16 protein-coding genes are annotated in these 15,913 nt (G+C 74.2%); 3 read left to right on the forward strand and 13 right to left on the reverse strand.

Features of this window, described 5'->3' with window-relative positions; translation table 11 throughout:
* Window positions 1-24: 24 nt before the first annotated feature.
* From MTP10_RS24105 to MTP10_RS24120, 4 genes are all read right to left on the reverse strand, one after another.
* The gene (locus MTP10_RS24105) at window positions 25-1,299 is read right to left on the reverse strand and encodes a P450-derived glycosyltransferase activator (protein WP_310711874.1); all 1,275 of its coding nucleotides are present in this window, start codon (window positions 1,297-1,299) and stop codon (window positions 25-27) included.
* 137 nt (window positions 1,300-1,436) lie between these two features.
* Window positions 1,437-2,345, reverse strand: coding sequence for an alpha/beta fold hydrolase (locus MTP10_RS24110; RefSeq protein WP_310711875.1), 909 nt, complete (start codon window positions 2,343-2,345; stop codon window positions 1,437-1,439).
* Window positions 2,342-3,391 (reverse strand): methyltransferase, encoded by a 1,050-nt coding sequence (locus tag MTP10_RS24115; protein ID WP_310711876.1) that lies wholly within the window; start codon window positions 3,389-3,391, stop codon window positions 2,342-2,344. The genes MTP10_RS24110 and MTP10_RS24115 overlap by 4 nt, the downstream gene beginning before the upstream one ends.
* Window positions 3,391-3,828 carry an ester cyclase gene (locus MTP10_RS24120; RefSeq protein ID WP_310711877.1) on the reverse strand — a complete coding sequence of 146 codons (438 nt, stop codon included), beginning with the start codon at window positions 3,826-3,828 and terminating at the stop codon, window positions 3,391-3,393. The genes MTP10_RS24115 and MTP10_RS24120 overlap by 1 nt, the downstream gene beginning before the upstream one ends.
* Before the next feature lie 175 nt (window positions 3,829-4,003).
* On the opposite strand from MTP10_RS24120, the gene MTP10_RS24125 reads away from it, so the two are divergent.
* Window positions 4,004-4,864, forward strand: a complete 861-nt coding sequence (locus MTP10_RS24125; RefSeq protein ID WP_310711878.1) for a methyltransferase domain-containing protein — start codon at window positions 4,004-4,006, stop codon at window positions 4,862-4,864.
* On the opposite strand, the gene MTP10_RS24130 is transcribed toward MTP10_RS24125, so the two are convergent.
* From MTP10_RS24130 to MTP10_RS24150, 5 genes are read right to left on the reverse strand one after another with little or no spacing between them, the layout of a single operon-like run.
* The gene (locus tag MTP10_RS24130) at window positions 4,793-5,902 is read right to left on the reverse strand and encodes an acyltransferase domain-containing protein (protein WP_310711879.1); all 1,110 of its coding nucleotides are present in this window, start codon (window positions 5,900-5,902) and stop codon (window positions 4,793-4,795) included. The genes MTP10_RS24125 and MTP10_RS24130 overlap by 72 nt on opposite strands.
* Window positions 5,899-6,942: a ketoacyl-ACP synthase III family protein gene (locus MTP10_RS24135; RefSeq protein WP_310711881.1), complete on the reverse strand. Its 1,044-nt coding sequence runs from the start codon at window positions 6,940-6,942 to the stop codon at window positions 5,899-5,901. Before MTP10_RS24135 ends, MTP10_RS24130 begins: the two co-directional genes overlap by 4 nt.
* Entirely contained in the window at window positions 6,939-8,150 is a 1,212-nt protein-coding gene (locus tag MTP10_RS24140; RefSeq protein WP_310711882.1) for a ketosynthase chain-length factor, read from the reverse strand. The genes MTP10_RS24135 and MTP10_RS24140 overlap by 4 nt, the downstream gene beginning before the upstream one ends.
* A 34-nt stretch (window positions 8,151-8,184) precedes the next feature.
* On the reverse strand, window positions 8,185-9,438 hold the full coding sequence (locus MTP10_RS24145; protein WP_310711883.1) for a beta-ketoacyl-[acyl-carrier-protein] synthase family protein: 1,254 nt from the start codon (window positions 9,436-9,438) through the stop codon (window positions 8,185-8,187).
* Window positions 9,435-9,770 (reverse strand): antibiotic biosynthesis monooxygenase family protein, encoded by a 336-nt coding sequence (locus MTP10_RS24150; RefSeq protein ID WP_310711884.1) that lies wholly within the window; start codon window positions 9,768-9,770, stop codon window positions 9,435-9,437. Before MTP10_RS24150 ends, MTP10_RS24145 begins: the two co-directional genes overlap by 4 nt.
* 153 nt (window positions 9,771-9,923) lie before the next feature.
* On the opposite strand from MTP10_RS24150, the gene MTP10_RS24155 reads away from it, so the two are divergent.
* Together MTP10_RS24155 and MTP10_RS24160 are read left to right on the forward strand one after the other, a co-directional pair.
* Window positions 9,924-10,706, forward strand: a complete 783-nt coding sequence (locus MTP10_RS24155) for an SDR family NAD(P)-dependent oxidoreductase (protein WP_310711885.1) — start codon at window positions 9,924-9,926, stop codon at window positions 10,704-10,706.
* A gap of 72 nt (window positions 10,707-10,778) precedes the next feature.
* The gene (locus tag MTP10_RS24160) at window positions 10,779-11,738 is read left to right on the forward strand and encodes an aromatase/cyclase (protein WP_310711887.1); all 960 of its coding nucleotides are present in this window, start codon (window positions 10,779-10,781) and stop codon (window positions 11,736-11,738) included.
* Window positions 11,739-11,831: 93 nt separating this feature from the next.
* On the opposite strand, the gene MTP10_RS24165 is transcribed toward MTP10_RS24160, so the two are convergent.
* From MTP10_RS24165 to MTP10_RS24180, 4 genes are read right to left on the reverse strand one after another with little or no spacing between them, the layout of a single operon-like run.
* Window positions 11,832-12,575: an SDR family oxidoreductase gene (locus MTP10_RS24165; RefSeq protein ID WP_310711888.1), complete on the reverse strand. Its 744-nt coding sequence runs from the start codon at window positions 12,573-12,575 to the stop codon at window positions 11,832-11,834.
* A complete protein-coding gene (locus MTP10_RS24170; RefSeq protein WP_310711889.1) occupies window positions 12,572-13,867 on the reverse strand; it encodes an activator-dependent family glycosyltransferase in 1,296 nt (431 codons plus the stop codon). Before MTP10_RS24170 ends, MTP10_RS24165 begins: the two co-directional genes overlap by 4 nt.
* A 7-nt stretch (window positions 13,868-13,874) precedes the next feature.
* Window positions 13,875-15,335, reverse strand: a complete 1,461-nt coding sequence (locus MTP10_RS24175) for an NDP-hexose 2,3-dehydratase family protein (protein ID WP_310711890.1) — start codon at window positions 15,333-15,335, stop codon at window positions 13,875-13,877.
* A complete protein-coding gene (locus MTP10_RS24180; protein ID WP_310711891.1) occupies window positions 15,332-15,763 on the reverse strand; it encodes a nuclear transport factor 2 family protein in 432 nt (143 codons plus the stop codon). The genes MTP10_RS24175 and MTP10_RS24180 overlap by 4 nt, the downstream gene beginning before the upstream one ends.
* Between the last annotated feature and the right edge of the window lie 150 nt (window positions 15,764-15,913).

Below are 15,913 nucleotides of genomic sequence, written 5' to 3' on the forward strand. Positions count from 1 at the left end.
ACGTCTCCGGACAGCACGGGAAGTTCACCGGCACAGGGGGAGCCTGACCACGGCCCGTACGACGGGCGAGCGCATGCGGCGCACGACGGCGCCGTCCGCGCGCAGGCCGGGCCACCGGGTGGCGGCGACACGGACGATCTCGGTGGCGACCACGCGGGCCAGCGGCGCGACCAGCTCCTCGTATCCGCCGCCGGTCAGGGAGAGGCGGGGCGCCCCCGCGTGGGCGAGGTCGTAGCGGTCCGGGTCCGGGAGCCCGGCGAGGTCGCGGTTGGCGGCGTCCACGACGATCACGACGTGGCCGTCGGCGTCGATCTCCTGGCCGTGCAGGGCGATCGGCTCCTGCGCGATCCTGCTGACCAGCCGCACCGGCGGCGACCAGCGCACCGTCTCCTCGACGGCGTCCGCGGCGAGCTCCGGCGACCGGCACACGGCCGCCCACTGGCCGGGGTGGTCGAGCAGCGCCACGAACGTGTCGGCGGCGACGGCCGCCGCGATCTCCGCTCCGGCCACCAGGTGCAGCAGGCAGACCGCCGCCACGTCGGCCGGGCCCAGGCCGGTGGCGAGCATCGCGCTCACCGCGTCGTCCCCCGGCTCGGCCGCGCGCTCCGCCACGAGGTCCCGGACGAGCTCCCGGGCGCGGGCGACGGCCTGCTCCAGGTCGTGGGCGACGGGCAGCCGCGGCGGGCACAGCACGGCGTCCAGCGCGACGCCCAGCCTCGGCAGCAAGTCCGCCACCTCCCGCCCGGCGGCACCGACCACACCGGCCTGCGGGGACAGGCCGAGGACGCGGGTCAGGGATTCGGCGACCGCGGGCCCGACCAGGTCGCCGGCCAGGTCGAACGCCTCGCCGAGCCCGCCCGCGATCCGGTCGGCGGCCCGCCGGACGTCCTCGCGCCACGCCCCGGCCACCACCGGGCCCAGCACGGGCCGGTTGACCCGGTCGAGCCGCCGGTAGTCGGCCAGCGGCAGCGTCAGCAGGGCGCCGTCCATCGGCGTGACGTGGCAGGTGCGCCAGGTCTCCCACAGGTTCTCGCCCAGATGCTCCCGGTCACCGCCCGGGTGGCGGACGTCGAGGCGGGGGTCGCGCAGCAGCTCGGCGGCCGCCTCACCGCCGGCCACCACCCACGTGCCGAGGTCGCTGCGGTAGAGGGGGCCCTTGCCCCTGATCTCGTCGCCCAGCGCCGCCGCGTCGTCGCCCTCGCCGCGCAGGAGCCGGGCGTACGGGTCGCCCAACGAGCCCAGGACGAAGTGGAAGCCGCGGATCGTGAGCAGGTGACGGCCGAGCTCGCTGGGGGTCACGGTCGAGGACTCCGGCGCGGACGCGGCGACCGGCTCTGAGGCCGGCCGCGGGTCCGGCGCGTGGCTCGACGCTGGAGCCGGGGTCGACACCGGGGTCGGGGCTGTGGTCTGCGGCGTGGTCGGCATCGTGGTGCTCCTCAGGTCGTGACGCGACGGGGCGTACGGAGGGTGTGCGAGCAGATCGCGGCGGCCAGCGGCTCGTGGACGGCCGAGGTGAGCGCGTGTCCCATCCCGGCCAGCTCCACGACCTGCGCCCCGGGGATGAGGTCGGCGACGTGCCGGGCGTGCGGCGGCGGCGCGGCGGGGTCGCGCATCGCCTGGATCGCCAGCGTGGGCACGCTCACCCCGGCCAGCCCCGCGGCCCGCGAGACCGGCGGCTGCGGGATCATGTGGTGGTTGATCGGCTCCTGGAAGGCGCCCGCGTGCGCGATGGCGCGCAGCTCCAGGCGACGGAACTCGTCGGCGTCGAACGGCTGGTCCTCACCGTTGAGCAGCCGCCACTTCTCCACCCGCCGCTCCAGCTCGGCCTCGGGCCCGTCCACCGGCTGCGACATCAGGGTGATGACCTCCAGGAAGCGCCGCGTGGGCAGCGGCAGTCCGTCCTCGGACGGCCCGCCGCTCATGGCGCGCCCGATGTTGGCGTCGAAGTCGACGTCGAGCGCGCCGCCGAGCATGAGCGTGAGGCTCAGCAGCCGGTCGGGGTGGTCGATGGCGAGCAGCTGCCCGATGGTGTGGCCCAGGGACATGCCGACGACGTGCGCGGCAGGGACGTCCCACCCGTCGAGCACGGCCAGCGCGTCGGAGACGAGCTCGTCGAAGCCGTACGGGCGTCGCTGGAAGTCGGTCGTGGTGGAGCGGCCGGTGTCGCGGTGGTCGTACCGGATGACGTGGTGCCCCTGCTCGGCGAGCCGCGCCACGAACGCGTCGGGCCAGGACTTGGCCGACAGGTTGCCGCCGGCGACGAGCAGCAGCGGCGGGGCGGCGGGGTCGCCGAAGTCCTCGCTCCACAGGGACACGTCGCCGTTGGCGATGACACGGGCCGTCACGAGACCTCCTGGGCCGGCGCGAGCACGAGCAGGGACAGCTCGAAGGGGATCGTCGGGTTGGGCAGGCGGCGCACGGACTCCACGACCAGCCCGGCGCGGGCGGCCAGTCCGGCCCAGTCGTCGCGGGTGCGCAGCCGCCCGCCGAGGAACACGAGCATCCGCAGGTCCAGCTCGGTGAACCGCTCGTTGCCGCAGTTCTCGGCCAGGTCGTCGCGCTCGTGGACGAGGATCCGGCCACCGGGGTTCAGCGACTCGGCGCACCGGGCGAGGATCCGCGCGGCCTCCTCGTCCGGCCAGTTGAGCAGCACGAACGACAGCAGCATGACGTCGGCCTTGCAGGGCAGCGGCTGGAAGAAGTCGCCCTCGATCACGTCGGCCCGGTCCGCCAGGCCCTCGGCCGCCAGGTGGTCGCGCGCGGCCTGCGCGGTGCCGGGCAGCTCCACGACCGTGGCGGTCAGGTGCGGCGCGGCCCGCGCGATGGCCGCCACGAACCCGCCCGTGCCGCCGCCGACGTCGCACACGTGGCGCACGCCGCTCCAGTCGTAGGCGGCGGTGGGCGCGTCGTAGGCGACGTGCTGGTCGCAGGCCATCAGCGTCTCGAACGACTCCCGCAGGTGCGGCTGCGCGGCCAGGTCGTCGTAGAAGGGCTTGCCGTAGACGTCGGCGTACGTGGGCCGGCCCGTGCGGACGGCGTCCAGCAGCCGGGTGAAGCCGACGTCGGCCCTGGCCACGATCTCGCCGAGGTCGTGCCAGGCGCGCTGGGCGGCGGGATGGTCGTCGGCGAGGACCCTGCCGACCGCCGTCGGCGCCAGCCTCCCGGGCTCCGGCTCCTCCAGCACGCCGACCGCGACGAGGTGGCGCGCCAGCCGGGCCAGCGCGTCCGGGTTCGTGCCGGTCCGCTCGGCCAGCTCACGGGGGCTGGTGGCGCCGGCCTGGATGTGGTCGACCAGGCGGAGGGTGGCCGCCACGCGCACGGCCATCGGGGTGTGCAGGCTGCCGAGGCGGATCAGCGTCCACAGCGCGTCGTCGTCACGGGGCCCGGCCATCAGGGACGCCAGCCGCCGTTCGCGGGCCAGGGCATGTCGAGCTGCCGGTACGTGCCGAGGTAGTCGGGCCAGTCGCGGTGGTCGCGGATCTTGCCGTCCACGATCCGGATCAGGTGGATCTGCTCGCCGGAGAACCTGCGGCCGGTGGCCGGCATCCCGACGAGGTCGCCGACGTGGCGGCCGTAGAGCACGAGGCGGGCGCGCACCCACTCGCCGTTCTCCTCGTAGCCGATCTCCTCCAGGTGGGCGTCCTCGGAGAAGGCGTACTTCAGCCACTTGACCGCGCCCGCGAACGCCTCGGGGCCGCGCGCGTCGGGATGGTGCTCCAGCGCGCCGGGATTCAGATATTCCGGATGAATGTACTCGTCGACGTCGCCTGTTTCGCCGCTGTTGTACGCCGCCACCATGCGGCGGACCGTTTCGATCTGCTTGCTCATCGGCGCTCCACTGAAAGGGTGAGTGTCCGCGTTCGATCGCCCGCGTTCGATTGCTCGCTTCGATTGTTCGCTCGGGGCCGTGCGCGGGACAAGCGGGAAGGGCGGGGGTGAACCCGTTCTCGACCCGTTCTCCAGAGGCGCTCGAATACTGGTGATTGTGCAGACGGGAGGGCCTATGGACAGCTCGGCGTACAAGCGACAGGTCGCGGTGGTCTTCGACGACTCCGCCGCGCGCTATGACCGGATGGGGGTGGAGTTCTTCACCCCGATGGGCCGCCGGCTCGTCGAGCTGGCGGCTCCAGCCGCAGGTGAGAGGGTGCTCGACGTGGGGTGCGGCAGGGGCGCCAGCCTCTTCCCCGCGGCGGAGCGGGTGGGTCCGCGCGGCCGCGCGCTGGGCATCGACCTGGCCCCGGCCATGGTCGCGGAGGTGGACAGGGAGATCGCCGCCCGGGGCGCGGCCAATATCGAGGCGCGGGTGATGGACGCGGAAAATCCGGAGCTGCCGGCCCGCGCTTTCGACGTGCTGCTGGGCGGTTACAGCATCATTTTCCTGCCCGACGCTCCGGGGGCGCTTTCCCGGTATACGGAATTGCTGGCGGACGGCGGCCGGATCGCATTCTCCAGCCCGGTTTTCCGGGCCGGGACTTTTCCGTTCCTGCCGCCGGAGTTCACGCCGCTCATTCCGCCCGCGCTGCTGGAGCACCTGCCGCCGGAATGGCGGCCGGAGGCACTCGTACGGCGTTTCAACAGCTGGCTGGAGGACGCCGGCGACCTGGCGAGGACGCTGGAGGGCGCCGGCTACGGCGAGGTGCGGGTGCTGGACGAGCCGGTGCTGATGACCGCCGAGTCGCCCGAGCGATGGGTGGAGTGGTCCCACACCCAGGGCATGCGGCTGCTGTGGCAGAACCTGCCCGCCCCGCAGCGCGAGGATCTGCGCGAGCGGCTCGTCGAGGGGCTCGACCGGCTACGCGGTGGGAGCGGGTCGCTGGCCATCGAGGTCCCGGTACGCTTCGTCACCGCGCGCGTGGCCCGGTAGCCGTTCCGGCGGCGCGTGGCCCGGCAACCGCTCCGGCGGCGCGGCGCCCGCCGGCCGCTCCGGCGGCGCGTCGCCGGTCAGCCGGGCCAGCCGGGCCAGGGCCGCGTCGAAGGCGGCCCGGTCCGCGCCGGGCCCGCCGGGCCGGGCGGGCAGCAGCGGCACCACCTCGCCCCGGCCCGCGCGCATCGCGCGGTGCCGCCGGGCGACGGTGCTCAGCCCCTGCCCCGGTCCGGCCTCGACGCAGACGACGTCGTCGCGGGAGGACAGGATCGCGTCGAGGGCGGGCCAGAACAGCACCGGCCGCACCGGATGGGCGGCCCAGTACCCGGGGTCGGCGGCCGTCTCCGCGGTCAGCGGCTCGGCCGTGTAGCAGGAGCGCAGAGGGATGCCGGGAGCCCGTACCGGGGTGGTGGCGAAGCCGTCGACGGCGGCGGACGCGACGGCCTGCAGGGAGGGGCTGTGGAAGGCGGTCAGCGCGGGCACCGGGGCGGTGATGAACCCGTCCTCCCGCAGCCGCTCCTCGACCCGGGCGAGCGGACCGGACGGCCCGGCCAGGATCGTCTGCCGCGGCGCGTTGACCGCGGCGACCACGACCTCGTCGGTCAGCAGCCCGTCCAGCGCGGCGGCCGCGGCCGAGACCGCGAGCATGCCGCCCGGCGGGGCCTCGGCCAGCAGCCGGACGCGCTCCTGCAGCAGGCGCGCGCCGTCGCGCAGGGTGAAGACGCCGGCCAGCACCGCGGCGGCCATCTCACCGACGCTGTGGCCGAGCATCACCCACGGCCGCACCCCGTACTCCATCAGGGTCCGGCCGAGCGCGTAGTCGAGGGCGAACAGCAGCGGCTGCGACCGGGTGACGTGGTCGAGCGGGACCCGCGGGTCGTCGCTCAGCCAGTCGCCGCGCAGCGCGTCGCCGTCGTCGAAGGCCGCGAGCACCTCGTCCAGGGCGGCGGTGAAGCGCGGCTCACTGCCGTACAGGCCCCAGGCCATCCGCGGGTGCTGCGACCCCTGCCCCGGCAGCATCACCATGGTGACGGTCACGTCTCGCCCCTCTCCCCCGCCCACGCCGGGCGGCTCAGCACCTCCACGACCGCGCACGACCAGGAGAACCCCGCCCCCACACTGGCCAGCAGGCACAGCTCGCCGGGGCCTACCGCGCCGGTGGTGACGAGGCGGTCGAATCCGGCGATCGGGTCGCCGGCGCCCAGGTGGCCGACGTGCCGGCTCCACGGCCAGGTCGTCCGCTCCGGGTCGATGCCGAACGGGGTGAAGAAACCGGCGCTGAGCCGGCGCAGGCCCATGTGCGGCAGCGCGAACCCCCGGATGTCGCCGAGCGCGGCCCCCGCGGCCTCCAGGGCCCCGGTCAGCGCGGCCTCCTGGCCGGCGCTCACCTTCGCGGCGGTCGCGGCCCGCCCCACCTCGCGCACGTAGGCGCGCTTGTGCAGGTCCAGGTCCACCGTGGCCGGCTCGTCCAGGGACGGGGCGCCGAACGCGTCACCGCCCCGGTGCATGCCCTCCAGCTCCGGGTCGGAGACGGTCACGAGGCTGCGGACGCGGGCGAACCCGGCCGTGCGCGACAGCACCAGCGCCGTGCCGCCGTCGGCGTAGACGGTGCCCGGGTCGCTGCGCCAGCGGTCGAAGCCGGGCGGGTTCATCCGGTCGCCGGTCGTGACCAGCGCCCCCGTGCGGTCTCCGGAGGCTTCCAGATAGGCGGTGGCCAGTTCGAGGGCGGCCATCCCGCCGTTGGACACCTGCCTGACCTCCATGGCCGGGCAGGCGTTGCCGACGGCGGCCCGCTGCACGTACGAGGCGGGCGCCCACAGGTGGTGGCCCTGGAAGTAGAGGCTGGCGTGCAGGACCAGGTCGATGCCGGCCGGGCCGGCGCCGGCCCGCGCGAGGGCCGTCCGGGCGGCCCTCGCGGCCATCTCCGGCCCGGTCTCCTTGTCGGCGACGGCCACCGCCAGCATGCCGGTGGAGGCGGCGAGCGAGGCGTCGCACTCGCCCGCAGCCAGCGCCCGCTCCGTGGGTACGGCCGGCGGCAGCCAGGCGGCGCACCCGGCGATGAACGGCCCGCCGGTCATCGGCGCACGACCATCGCGCTGTTGAAGCCGCCTTCGCCCCGGGCGACCACGAGCGCCGCGTCCCCGCTGACCGGCCGCGGATCGCCGAGCACGAGGTCCACGGGCAGCTCCGGGTCCACCTCCCGGACGTTCGCCGTCGCCGGGGCCACGCCCTCGCGCAGCGCCAGCAGGGCCGTCACCACGTCCAGCGGGGCCGCACCGGAGTACAGCCGGCCGGTCAGTGTCTTGGGTGCCGTCACCGGCACCCCGCGCGGCCCGAAGACGGCGGCCAGCGCCTCGGCCTCGGCGGCGTCGAGGCCGGGGTCGGCGGCGGCGTCGGCGATCACCAGGGCCACGTCCCGCGGCCGGACTCCGGCGTCGGCCAGCGCCGCCTCGACGGCCCGGACCAGAGCAGGCGGCCGTCCGGAACCGGGCGGCGGGTCGAAGCTGGCCCCGTGCCCGGCGATCCGCCCGTACACGCGGGCGCCGCGCGCGCGGGCCGCCGCCGCGTCCTCCAGGGTGAGGATGGCGCCGCCCTCACCGGGCACGTGCCCCCGCGCCCCGCGGTCGAAGGGCAGGTACGCAGCGGCGGGGTCGGTCACCGGGCTGAGCCGGCGCGAGCGCACCTGGGCGGCCAGCCCGTACGGGCACAGCGACGAGTCCATGCCCCCGGTGACCATCATCCGCGCGCCGGCCGCGACCTTGCGGCGGGCGTGCGCGATCGCGTCGAGCCCTCCGGCCTGCTCGGTCACCATCACGCCGACCGGTCCCCGCAGGTCGTGCCGGATGGAGATCTGGCCGGTGTTGACCGCGTAGAACCAGGCGAACGACATGAAGGCGCTGACGTGGTCCGGGCCGTCGTGCCACAGGTGCTGGAGCTCGCGCTGGCCGAAGCCGAACCCGCCCGAGGCGCTGGCGGTGATCACGCCCACGTCCAGCGGCGAGCCGGGCTCGAACCCGGACTCGGCGATGGCCCGGTCCGCGGCGTACAGCGCGTACTGCGTCATGAGGTCGGTCTGCGGCAGCAGCCGGGCGGGCAGGTGGTCCCTGGCCACGAACCCCTCCACCTCGCCGGCCAGCGGCGAGGGCAGGCGGCCGGGGTCGAACCGGCGGATGGGGCGGATGCCGTTGCGCCCGCTCAGCACGGCCGTCCAGTACTCCTGGACGGTCAAACCGATGGGGGCGACCACGCCCACCCCGGTGACGACGACATCCCGGGTCTCACCCATGCGATCACTCCCTCGGGCGCCCTGCAGGCACCCGTCAGAAACGGCGGAGCAGCATGGCGCTCTGGAAGCCGCCGAAGCCACTGCCCACGGTCAGTGCGACGTCCACGCGCCGCTCCCGCGCGACCAGCGGCACGTAGTCGAGGTCCAGCTCGGGGTCCGGCTCGTGCAGGTTCGCGGTGGGCGGCACGGCGCCCCTGGTCACCGCGAGGGCGCCGGCGGCCACCTCGATCGAGCCGATGGCGCCCAGCGAGTGGCCGATCATGGACTTGATCGAGCTGATCGGCACCCGGTAGGCGTCCTGGCCGAGCGCCGTCTTGAGCGCCGCGGTCTCGTGCCGGTCGTTCTGCTTGGTGGCCGTGCCGTGCGCGTTGACGTAGTCGATCTCGGACGGGTCGCAGCGGGCCTCGGTGAGCGCCGCGGTGATCGCGGCGGCCATCTCGGCGCCGTCGGCGCGCAGGCCCGTCATGTGGTACGCGTTCCCGCGCGAGGCGTAGCCGGTGATCTCCGCGTACACCTGTGCCCCGCGCCGTCTGGCCGCCTCGGCCTCCTCCAGCACCAGCACGGCCGCCCCTTCCCCGAGGACGAACCCGTTGCGGGTGCGGTCGAAGGGCCGGGAGGCGCTGCCCGGCGTGTCGTTGTAGCTGGAGGTGGCCTTGATGGCGTCGAAGCAGGCGACGGTGATGGGCGCGATCGGCGCGTCGGTGCCGCCGGTGATCATCGCGTCGGCGCCGCCCTCGCGGATCAGCTCGCAGGCGTAGCCGATCGCGTCGATGCCGGAGGTGCACCCGGCCGAGACCATCGACACCGGGCCCTGCGCGCCGACCCTCCAGGCCACCTCGGCGGCCATCGAGCTGGGCACGAAGTAGTCGTACAGGTACGGCGAGGCCAGCGTGTGGTCCACCTCCCAGGTGGCGCCCCGGCCGCTGATCGCCACGTACTCCGACTCCAGCTTCTGGGTGCAGCCGACGGCGCTGCCGATGCTGACCCCCACCCGGTGGGCGGCGGACTCCTCCACCCGCAGGCCGCTGTCGGCCATGGCCTCGCCGCAGGCGGCCAGCGCGAACTGGGCCGCGCGGTCCAGTCGCTCCACCGCGTCGGCCGGCAGGCCGGCCTGGACGGGGTCGAAGTCCGCCTCGGCGGCCATCTGGGAGCGGAAGGGCGAGGGGTCGAACGTGGTGATCCTGCGCGTGGCGGTGGCGCCGGACATCAGCAGGTCCCAGAACGGCTTGACCCCGATGCCGCCCGGGGCGACGACGCCGAGGCCGGTGATGACCACCCGCCTGGTCATGGACGTTCCGTCTCGGCGGCGCGGGTCTGCCGCGTCTCGTACAGGGCGGGCTCGCTGGTGCTCAGCGCCCGCAGCGCGCCCGCGTGCGGGGCGAAGCCGGGGTCCGCCACCGCCGCGCGGAACGCGGCCTCGTCCCGCCAGGCGGCGACGTTGACGTAGTGGCGCTCCTGCCCGGTCTCCATGGGCCGCAACAGCATGTGCCACAGGAAGCCGGGCCTAGAGCCCATGAACTCCGAGGTGGCGGCGAACACGCGCTCGAACTCCTCGGGCGGGCCGTGCAGGAGGAACCTGTTCACGAACGTGACGGCTCCCCCGAACTCCGTGTGCGGCATCCGTACTCCTCGATCGGCGCCCGTTCGGCAAGGGCGATCAGGTGCTCTCGCCATGACGCTGCGGCACGACTCTCGCGACCCGCTCGAACTCAGGTCGTCCACCGCCATTCGAGCAGCCGGTGTGACCCTTGCGCCGACCGAAAGGAGAACCCCATGTCCGAGGAAGGCCGGGTCGCCCTCGTCACCGGCGGCACCAGCGGCATCGGGCTGGCCGTGGCCCGGGCCCTGGGAGGCGCCGGGACGCGCGTCTACCTGTGCGCGCGCACGCCGGACGCCGTCGAGCTGACCGTCAAGGGGCTGCGGGAGTCCGGGGCCGAGGCCGACGGGCGGGTCTGCGACGTCCGCGACCCCGTCGCGATCCAGGAGCTGGTGCGGGCCGCCCGTGACCGGTACGGGCCCATCGACATCCTGGTCAACAACGCCGGCCGCGGCGGCGGGGGCGTCACCGCGGAGATCCCCGACGAGCTGTGGCTGGACATCCTGGACACGAACCTCACCAGCGTGTTCCGGATGACCAAGGCGGTGCTGACCACCGGCGGGATGCTGGAGCGCGGGCGGGGCCGGATCATCAACGTCGCCTCGACCGCGGGCAAGCAGGGCGTGGTGCTGGGCGCGCCGTACTCGGCCTCCAAGCACGGGGTGGTCGGCCTGACGAAGGCGCTGGCCCTGGAGCTGGCCAAGACGGGCATCACGGTCAACGCCGTCTGCCCGGGTTACGTCGAGACCCCGATGGCGCAGGGCGTGCGCCAGCGGTACGCGGCCTTCTGGGGCGTCACCGAGGACGAGGTGCTCGCGAAGTTCCAGGACAAGATCCCGCTGGGCCGGTACTCCACGCCCGAGGAGGTCGCCGGGATGGTGGGCTACCTCGTCTCGGACACGGCGTCGTCCGTCACCGCGCAGGCGATCAACGTCTGCGGCGGGCTCGGCACCTTCTGATCCGACCGACCCGACCCGACCTGACCCGACCGACCTGATCCGAGCGACCCCTCCGAAGTGACAGGAGCGCCCGTGGCGACCTCACCCACGCACGAGACCGAGCACCAGATCACCCTGTCGGCAGACCCGCGCGCCGTCTACGCGGTCCTCGCCGACGCGACCGCGTGGCCGGCGGTCTTCCCGCCGACCGTCCACGTCGAGCGGATCGAGCAGAGCGGCGGGGAGGAGCGCATCCGCATCTGGGCGACCGCCAACGGCCGGCCCAAGACGTGGACCTCGCGGCGCGAGCTGGACCCCGAGGGGCTGCGCGTGCGCTTCCGGCAGGAGGTGCCCGCGCACCCGGTGGCCGCGATGGGCGGCGAGTGGATCGTCGAGCCGGTCGGCGCCGGCACCACCCGGGTCCGGCTGACGCACGACTTCAGCGCGGTGGACGAGGACGGCCTGGACTTCGTCGCCAAGGCCGTCGACCGCAACAGCGAGGCCGAGCTGGCCTCGCTGCGGGCCGCTCTCGAAGGCGCCGGACAGGGCGCCGGGGCGGGCGACCGGCTGGCGACGTTCGAGGACACGGTACGGGTGGACGGCGCGGCGAGCGACGTCTACGACTTCCTCCACCGCGCCGACCTGTGGCCGGAGCGGCTGCGGCATGTGGCCAGGATGGCGCTCGAGTCCGAGACGCCCGACGTGCAGCTCATGGAGATGGACACCCGCACGGCCGACGGCTCGACGCACACCACGGCCTCGGTGCGGGTGTGCTTCCCCGAGCACCTGATCGTCTACAAGCAACTGCGGACGCCGAAGCTGCTGGCCGTGCACACGGGCCGCTGGACGGTACGGCCGGACGGCGACGGGGCCGTGGTCACCTCGCAGCACACGGTGGCGATCGCCCCGGAGGCCGTCACGGGCGTCCTGGGCGAGGGGGCGACGGTGACCGACGCGCACGCGTTCGCACGGGAGGCGCTGAGCCGCAACAGCATGACGACGCTGCTCGCGGCCAAGGAGTACGCCGAGGGCCGCCGGTCGGCGACCGTGTGAGCCTGCGCGTGTGAGCCTGCGCGTGTGAGCCTGCGCGGACGCACGGCGGGCCGCGTCCCCGGAGGGACGCGGCCCGCCGTGCGTGCTCCTGCCTCAGGTCACCGAGAGGGCGCCGTCGACAGCGAACACCGTCCCGCTGGCGTAGGCGGCCTCCGGGGAGGTGATCTGGACGATCCACCAGGCGATCTCCTCCGGCCGCCCGACCCGCCCGGCCGGGATCCGCCCGCGCATCCCCTCCAGGAACGCGGCGTAGTCCTCCTCGGACATCCCCGCCCGGACCCCGGCGGCCGTGTCCACGATCCCGGGGGCCAGGCCGACCACCCGGATCCCGCGCGGCCCCAGCTCGACGGCCCAGGACCGGGTCAGCACGTCCAGGCCCGCCTTCGTGGCCCCGTACACCGCGTTGTGCGGCCAGGAGCGCAGCCCCAGGGAGCCGGCCGAGCTGACGTTGACCACCACTCCCCCGGTGGCGGCGAGATCGTCGAGGACGGCCTGGGTGAGCATGACCGGCGCGACGAGGTTGACCGCTACCTGCGCCTCGACCTGGGCCCGGTCGAGGCCGCCCAGCGCGCCGAAGACGCCCGCGCCCGCGTTGTTGACCAGCACGTCGACGCGGCCGAAGCGCTGTCTGGCGGCCTCGGCCACGGCCTCGGGCGCGCCGCTGTCCGTCAGGTCGGCGCTGAACGGCTGCACGCGGTCGTGGCCCGCAGCGGTCTCCTTGAGCGCGCCGGCGTCGCGGCCGACGACGAGCACGTCCCAGCCCCGCTCGGCGTAGGCGTGCGCGGTGGCCCGCCCGATGCCCGACCCGCCTCCGGTGACGATCGCCGTCCCGCTCATCCGGCCTTCCCCTCCCTGTGCAGCAGCGTGAGCCGTTCCAGGACCGGAACGATGTCGTTGGGGCTCGGCGTGCCGACCACCTCGGCCCGCATCCGCGCCGCCGCGGCGGCGTAGGACGGGTCGTCGAGCAGCCCGAGGATCCGCTCGCGCAGCCGCTCGGGCGACAGCTTGTCCTGGTCCTCGATGTACGTGCCGGCCCCGGCGGCGGCCAGCCCCGTGGCCTTCTCCATGGAGTCCCACATCATGTCGGGGACGATGAGCTGCGGGACGCCGTGGGCGAGCGCCGTCATGAACGTGCCGGAGCCGCCGTGGTGCACGATCGCGTCGCACGACGGCAGCAGCGCGTTGAGCGGCACGAAGTCGACGGCCCGCACGTTCGCCGGCAGGGTGCCCAGCCGCTCGCGCAGGTCGGCGGGCAGCAGGGCGACCACCTCGACGTCCAGCCCGTCCACCGCGGCGAGCAGGTCGGCCGCGGCGACCGTGCCGCCGTCCTCGACCTCGCCCAGCGACACGCCCAGCGTCAGGCAGATCCGCCGCGGGTACGGCGGCGGCTCCCGCAGCCAGCCGGGCAGGACGGAGCGCCCGTTGTAGGGCACGTAGCGCACGCCCACGTAGTGCAGGTCGAGCGGGATGCGCAGGGAGGCCGGGGTCGGGTCGATGGTCCACTGGCCGAGCACCAGCTCCTCGTCGTGCTCGCGGACCCGCTCGCCGTGCCGGCCGAGCGTCCAGTCGAGCCACTCGGCCAGCGGGTCGTCCCTCAGCTCGGGCGGCCGCCGGTCGAGCATCTCGCGGAAGCGGATACGGTTGCGCCCCATCTGGTCGGGCCCGAACAGCAGCCGGGCGTGGGCGGCGCCGACGACCCGGGCCGCCACGGGCCCCGCCAGCGTCAGCGGGTCCCAGATCACCAGGTCCGGCCGCCAGTCACGGGCCAGCGCCACGAGGTCGTCCACCATGGGCTCGGCGCACACGTTCTGGAACACGAACGCCGTCATCGCGCTGAACATGCCGATGGCGTGCTCCCAGGGGAACGGGTCGTGGCGGGAGTTGCTCATGGCCAGCCCGCCGAGGTTGCGGTCGTCGGAGAAGCTGGAGGTGGCCTTCTGCGTCTCCGGCTCCAGCTCCAGCCACGGGCCGACGGAGACCGCGGGCAGGCCCGCGGCCGCGATGGTGTCGGCCAGGTCCGGCTGGCTGGCGACGACGACCTCGTGGCCGGCGGTGCGCAGCGCCGAGGCCACGGTGACCTGGGCGTAGAAGTGGGACGGCGCGGCGAACGTGGTGAACAGGACACGCATCGGCATCTCACCTTCGGACCTGGGCGGCGACGGACGGCGAGGAGAGGCTGTGCAGGCAGGCCACCAGGCTGCGCGCCTGCACGTTGAGGTAGTTGCTGTGCCGGAGCAGCTCGGCGAGCTGGTGCAGGGTCATCCAGCGGTAGTCGGCACCGTCCACCACGTCCACGTCCGCCTCGACCACGACGTACGTGTTGACGGCGTTGTAGAAGCGGCCGCCCTCCTCCGACAGCGCCACCGAGTACCTCACCAGCTCGGGCGGGGCGTTCAGCACGACGTCCAGGAACCGGGGGCGGGCCTCGGGCGGCAGCGCCCCCAGGTTGCCCGGGGTGCTCTGCACGGTGGGCGCCAGCTCCATCACGTTGACGTAGCCGGGCTCGACGCGGGCGTGCACGAGGACGTGCAGCACCCCGTCGATCCGGCGGACGACGAACGCCACGATGCCGTTGCCCGACGGCTCGATCATCGGCTGGCTCCACGAGGCGACCTCCCGCGAGCCGCCGGCCACGTCCACGCCGATCACCCGGAAGAACAGGCCGCTCTCGTGCGCGATGACCCCGTCCGCCCGGTGCCATCGGGGCACGCGCGTCAGGTGCGTGACCCGGGTGACCACCTCCGACTGCGCCCTGATGCCGGTGATCCAGCTCAGGATCTCCGGCATCGAGTGCAGGCTGCCCTCCACGGCGCTGCACGAGCGGACCAGCGCCTGGTGGAAGTCGTCCTCCGGGACGACGATCAGGGGATGGCTGTCCTGGCTGGTGAACGGCAGGCAGGACAGCACCGTGCGGGTGTCCATGTTGACCAGGTTCTCCACGCTCAGGAGCCGGTGGAGCTGCCCCAGGGTGAGCCAGATGAAGTTCTCGCCCACCGGGACGTCGCCGTCCACCTCGACGATCATGTTGCGGTTGCGCTTCTGGTAGAACCACGCGCCCTGCTCCGACTGGAGCACGTCGGCGAGCACCCCGTGCCGCGCGCTGTCGCGGAAGAATTCCAGGTACGGCACCGCCTTGCCGCGGTGCACCCGCTGGAAGTTGCTCTTCGTGGCCTGGACCGTGGGCGACAGTTGCAGCCCGTTGGCGTTGCCCGGCTCGAACTTGGCCTGCATCAGGCAGTGCAGCACCCCGTCGAACTCCTTGACCAGGATGCCCAGGATGCCGACCTCGGGCTGGACGATGATGGGCTGGCTCCAGCGCGGCACCGGGGCGCCCGGGATGTGCACGTCGATGCCGGTGACGCTGTAGAACTTGCCGCTGTCGTGGCCGAGGTCGCCCGTCTCCGGGTCGCGGGTCCATCCGGCCAGCTCGTCCAGGGGGACGCGCGTGACGCGGTGGGTGCTGCGCGCGGCCCGCTCGGTGTACCAGGACCAGAACGTCTCCAGCCCGTCGCCGGCCAGCATGGACCGGGCGATGCGGGCCGTCAGCCGCCCGTTGGGCCGGGACCGGATCGCGTAGGTGGGCGGGGCGCCGCTCATGCGGGGTCCAGCCCGTCCCGGCTGACCCGGCGGTGCCTGACCCGCCAGCCGCCGTCCGACCGGACCAGCCGGTCGGTGCACACGGTGCTGCGCCTCACCACGACGTCGCCGCCGTCGGGGATCTCCAGCACCAGGGCGTAGCTGCGGGCCGTCAGTCCCTCCCCGTCGGGGGTCACGGTCAGCATCCCGATCCAGTGCCGGCGGACGATCTTCGCCGCGGCGAACTCGTCCGCGACCTTGCGGGCCGCCTTGGCGATCTCCCCGGAGCCGTGGACCGCGGTGCCGCCGACCTCGAAGACGCCGTCCTCGGTGAACGTGGCGGCCCACTCGTCGGTCGATCCCGCGTCCAGGAGCTGCATCTGGCGCGCGTAGAAGTGCTGCGCCTCGACGTACTGAGCCTCGTTCTGCTGTGCGTTCACAGCGTTCACCGCGTTCATCTCGGCCTGCCCTCCGCGAGTCGGTCGTGCGGCCTCACGATCCCGTCCGCGGCTGGAGGGGCGCCTGACAAGCGATAGTCCATCGCCGTTCCAGCGCGACTGCACGGAGCGTCGCCAAGCTGATCGCGGGCGGACCGCCGC

This window comes from Nonomuraea sp. 3-1Str, from assembly GCF_031570565.1.
Taxonomy (GTDB): domain Bacteria; phylum Actinomycetota; class Actinomycetes; order Streptosporangiales; family Streptosporangiaceae; genus Nonomuraea.

Coding starts and splice junctions, on each gene's coding strand:
- MTP10_RS24115 (WP_310711876.1), bottom strand. CDS start 3,391: ATGGCCGGGCCCCGTGACGACGACGCGCTGTGGACGCTGATCCGCCTC.
- MTP10_RS24120 (WP_310711877.1), bottom strand. CDS start 3,828: ATGAGCAAGCAGATCGAAACGGTCCGCCGCATGGTGGCGGCGTACAAC.
- MTP10_RS24175 (WP_310711890.1), bottom strand. CDS start 15,335: ATGAGCGGCGCCCCGCCCACCTACGCGATCCGGTCCCGGCCCAACGGG.
- MTP10_RS24125 (WP_310711878.1), top strand. CDS start 4,004: ATGGACAGCTCGGCGTACAAGCGACAGGTCGCGGTGGTCTTCGACGAC.
- MTP10_RS24135 (WP_310711881.1), bottom strand. CDS start 6,942: ATGACCGGCGGGCCGTTCATCGCCGGGTGCGCCGCCTGGCTGCCGCCG.
- MTP10_RS24150 (WP_310711884.1), bottom strand. CDS start 9,770: ATGCCGCACACGGAGTTCGGGGGAGCCGTCACGTTCGTGAACAGGTTC.
- MTP10_RS24165 (WP_310711888.1), bottom strand. CDS start 12,575: ATGAGCGGGACGGCGATCGTCACCGGAGGCGGGTCGGGCATCGGGCGG.
- MTP10_RS24170 (WP_310711889.1), bottom strand. CDS start 13,867: ATGCGTGTCCTGTTCACCACGTTCGCCGCGCCGTCCCACTTCTACGCC.
- MTP10_RS24145 (WP_310711883.1), bottom strand. CDS start 9,438: ATGACCAGGCGGGTGGTCATCACCGGCCTCGGCGTCGTCGCCCCGGGC.
- MTP10_RS24140 (WP_310711882.1), bottom strand. CDS start 8,150: ATGGGTGAGACCCGGGATGTCGTCGTCACCGGGGTGGGCGTGGTCGCC.
- MTP10_RS24155 (WP_310711885.1), top strand. CDS start 9,924: ATGTCCGAGGAAGGCCGGGTCGCCCTCGTCACCGGCGGCACCAGCGGC.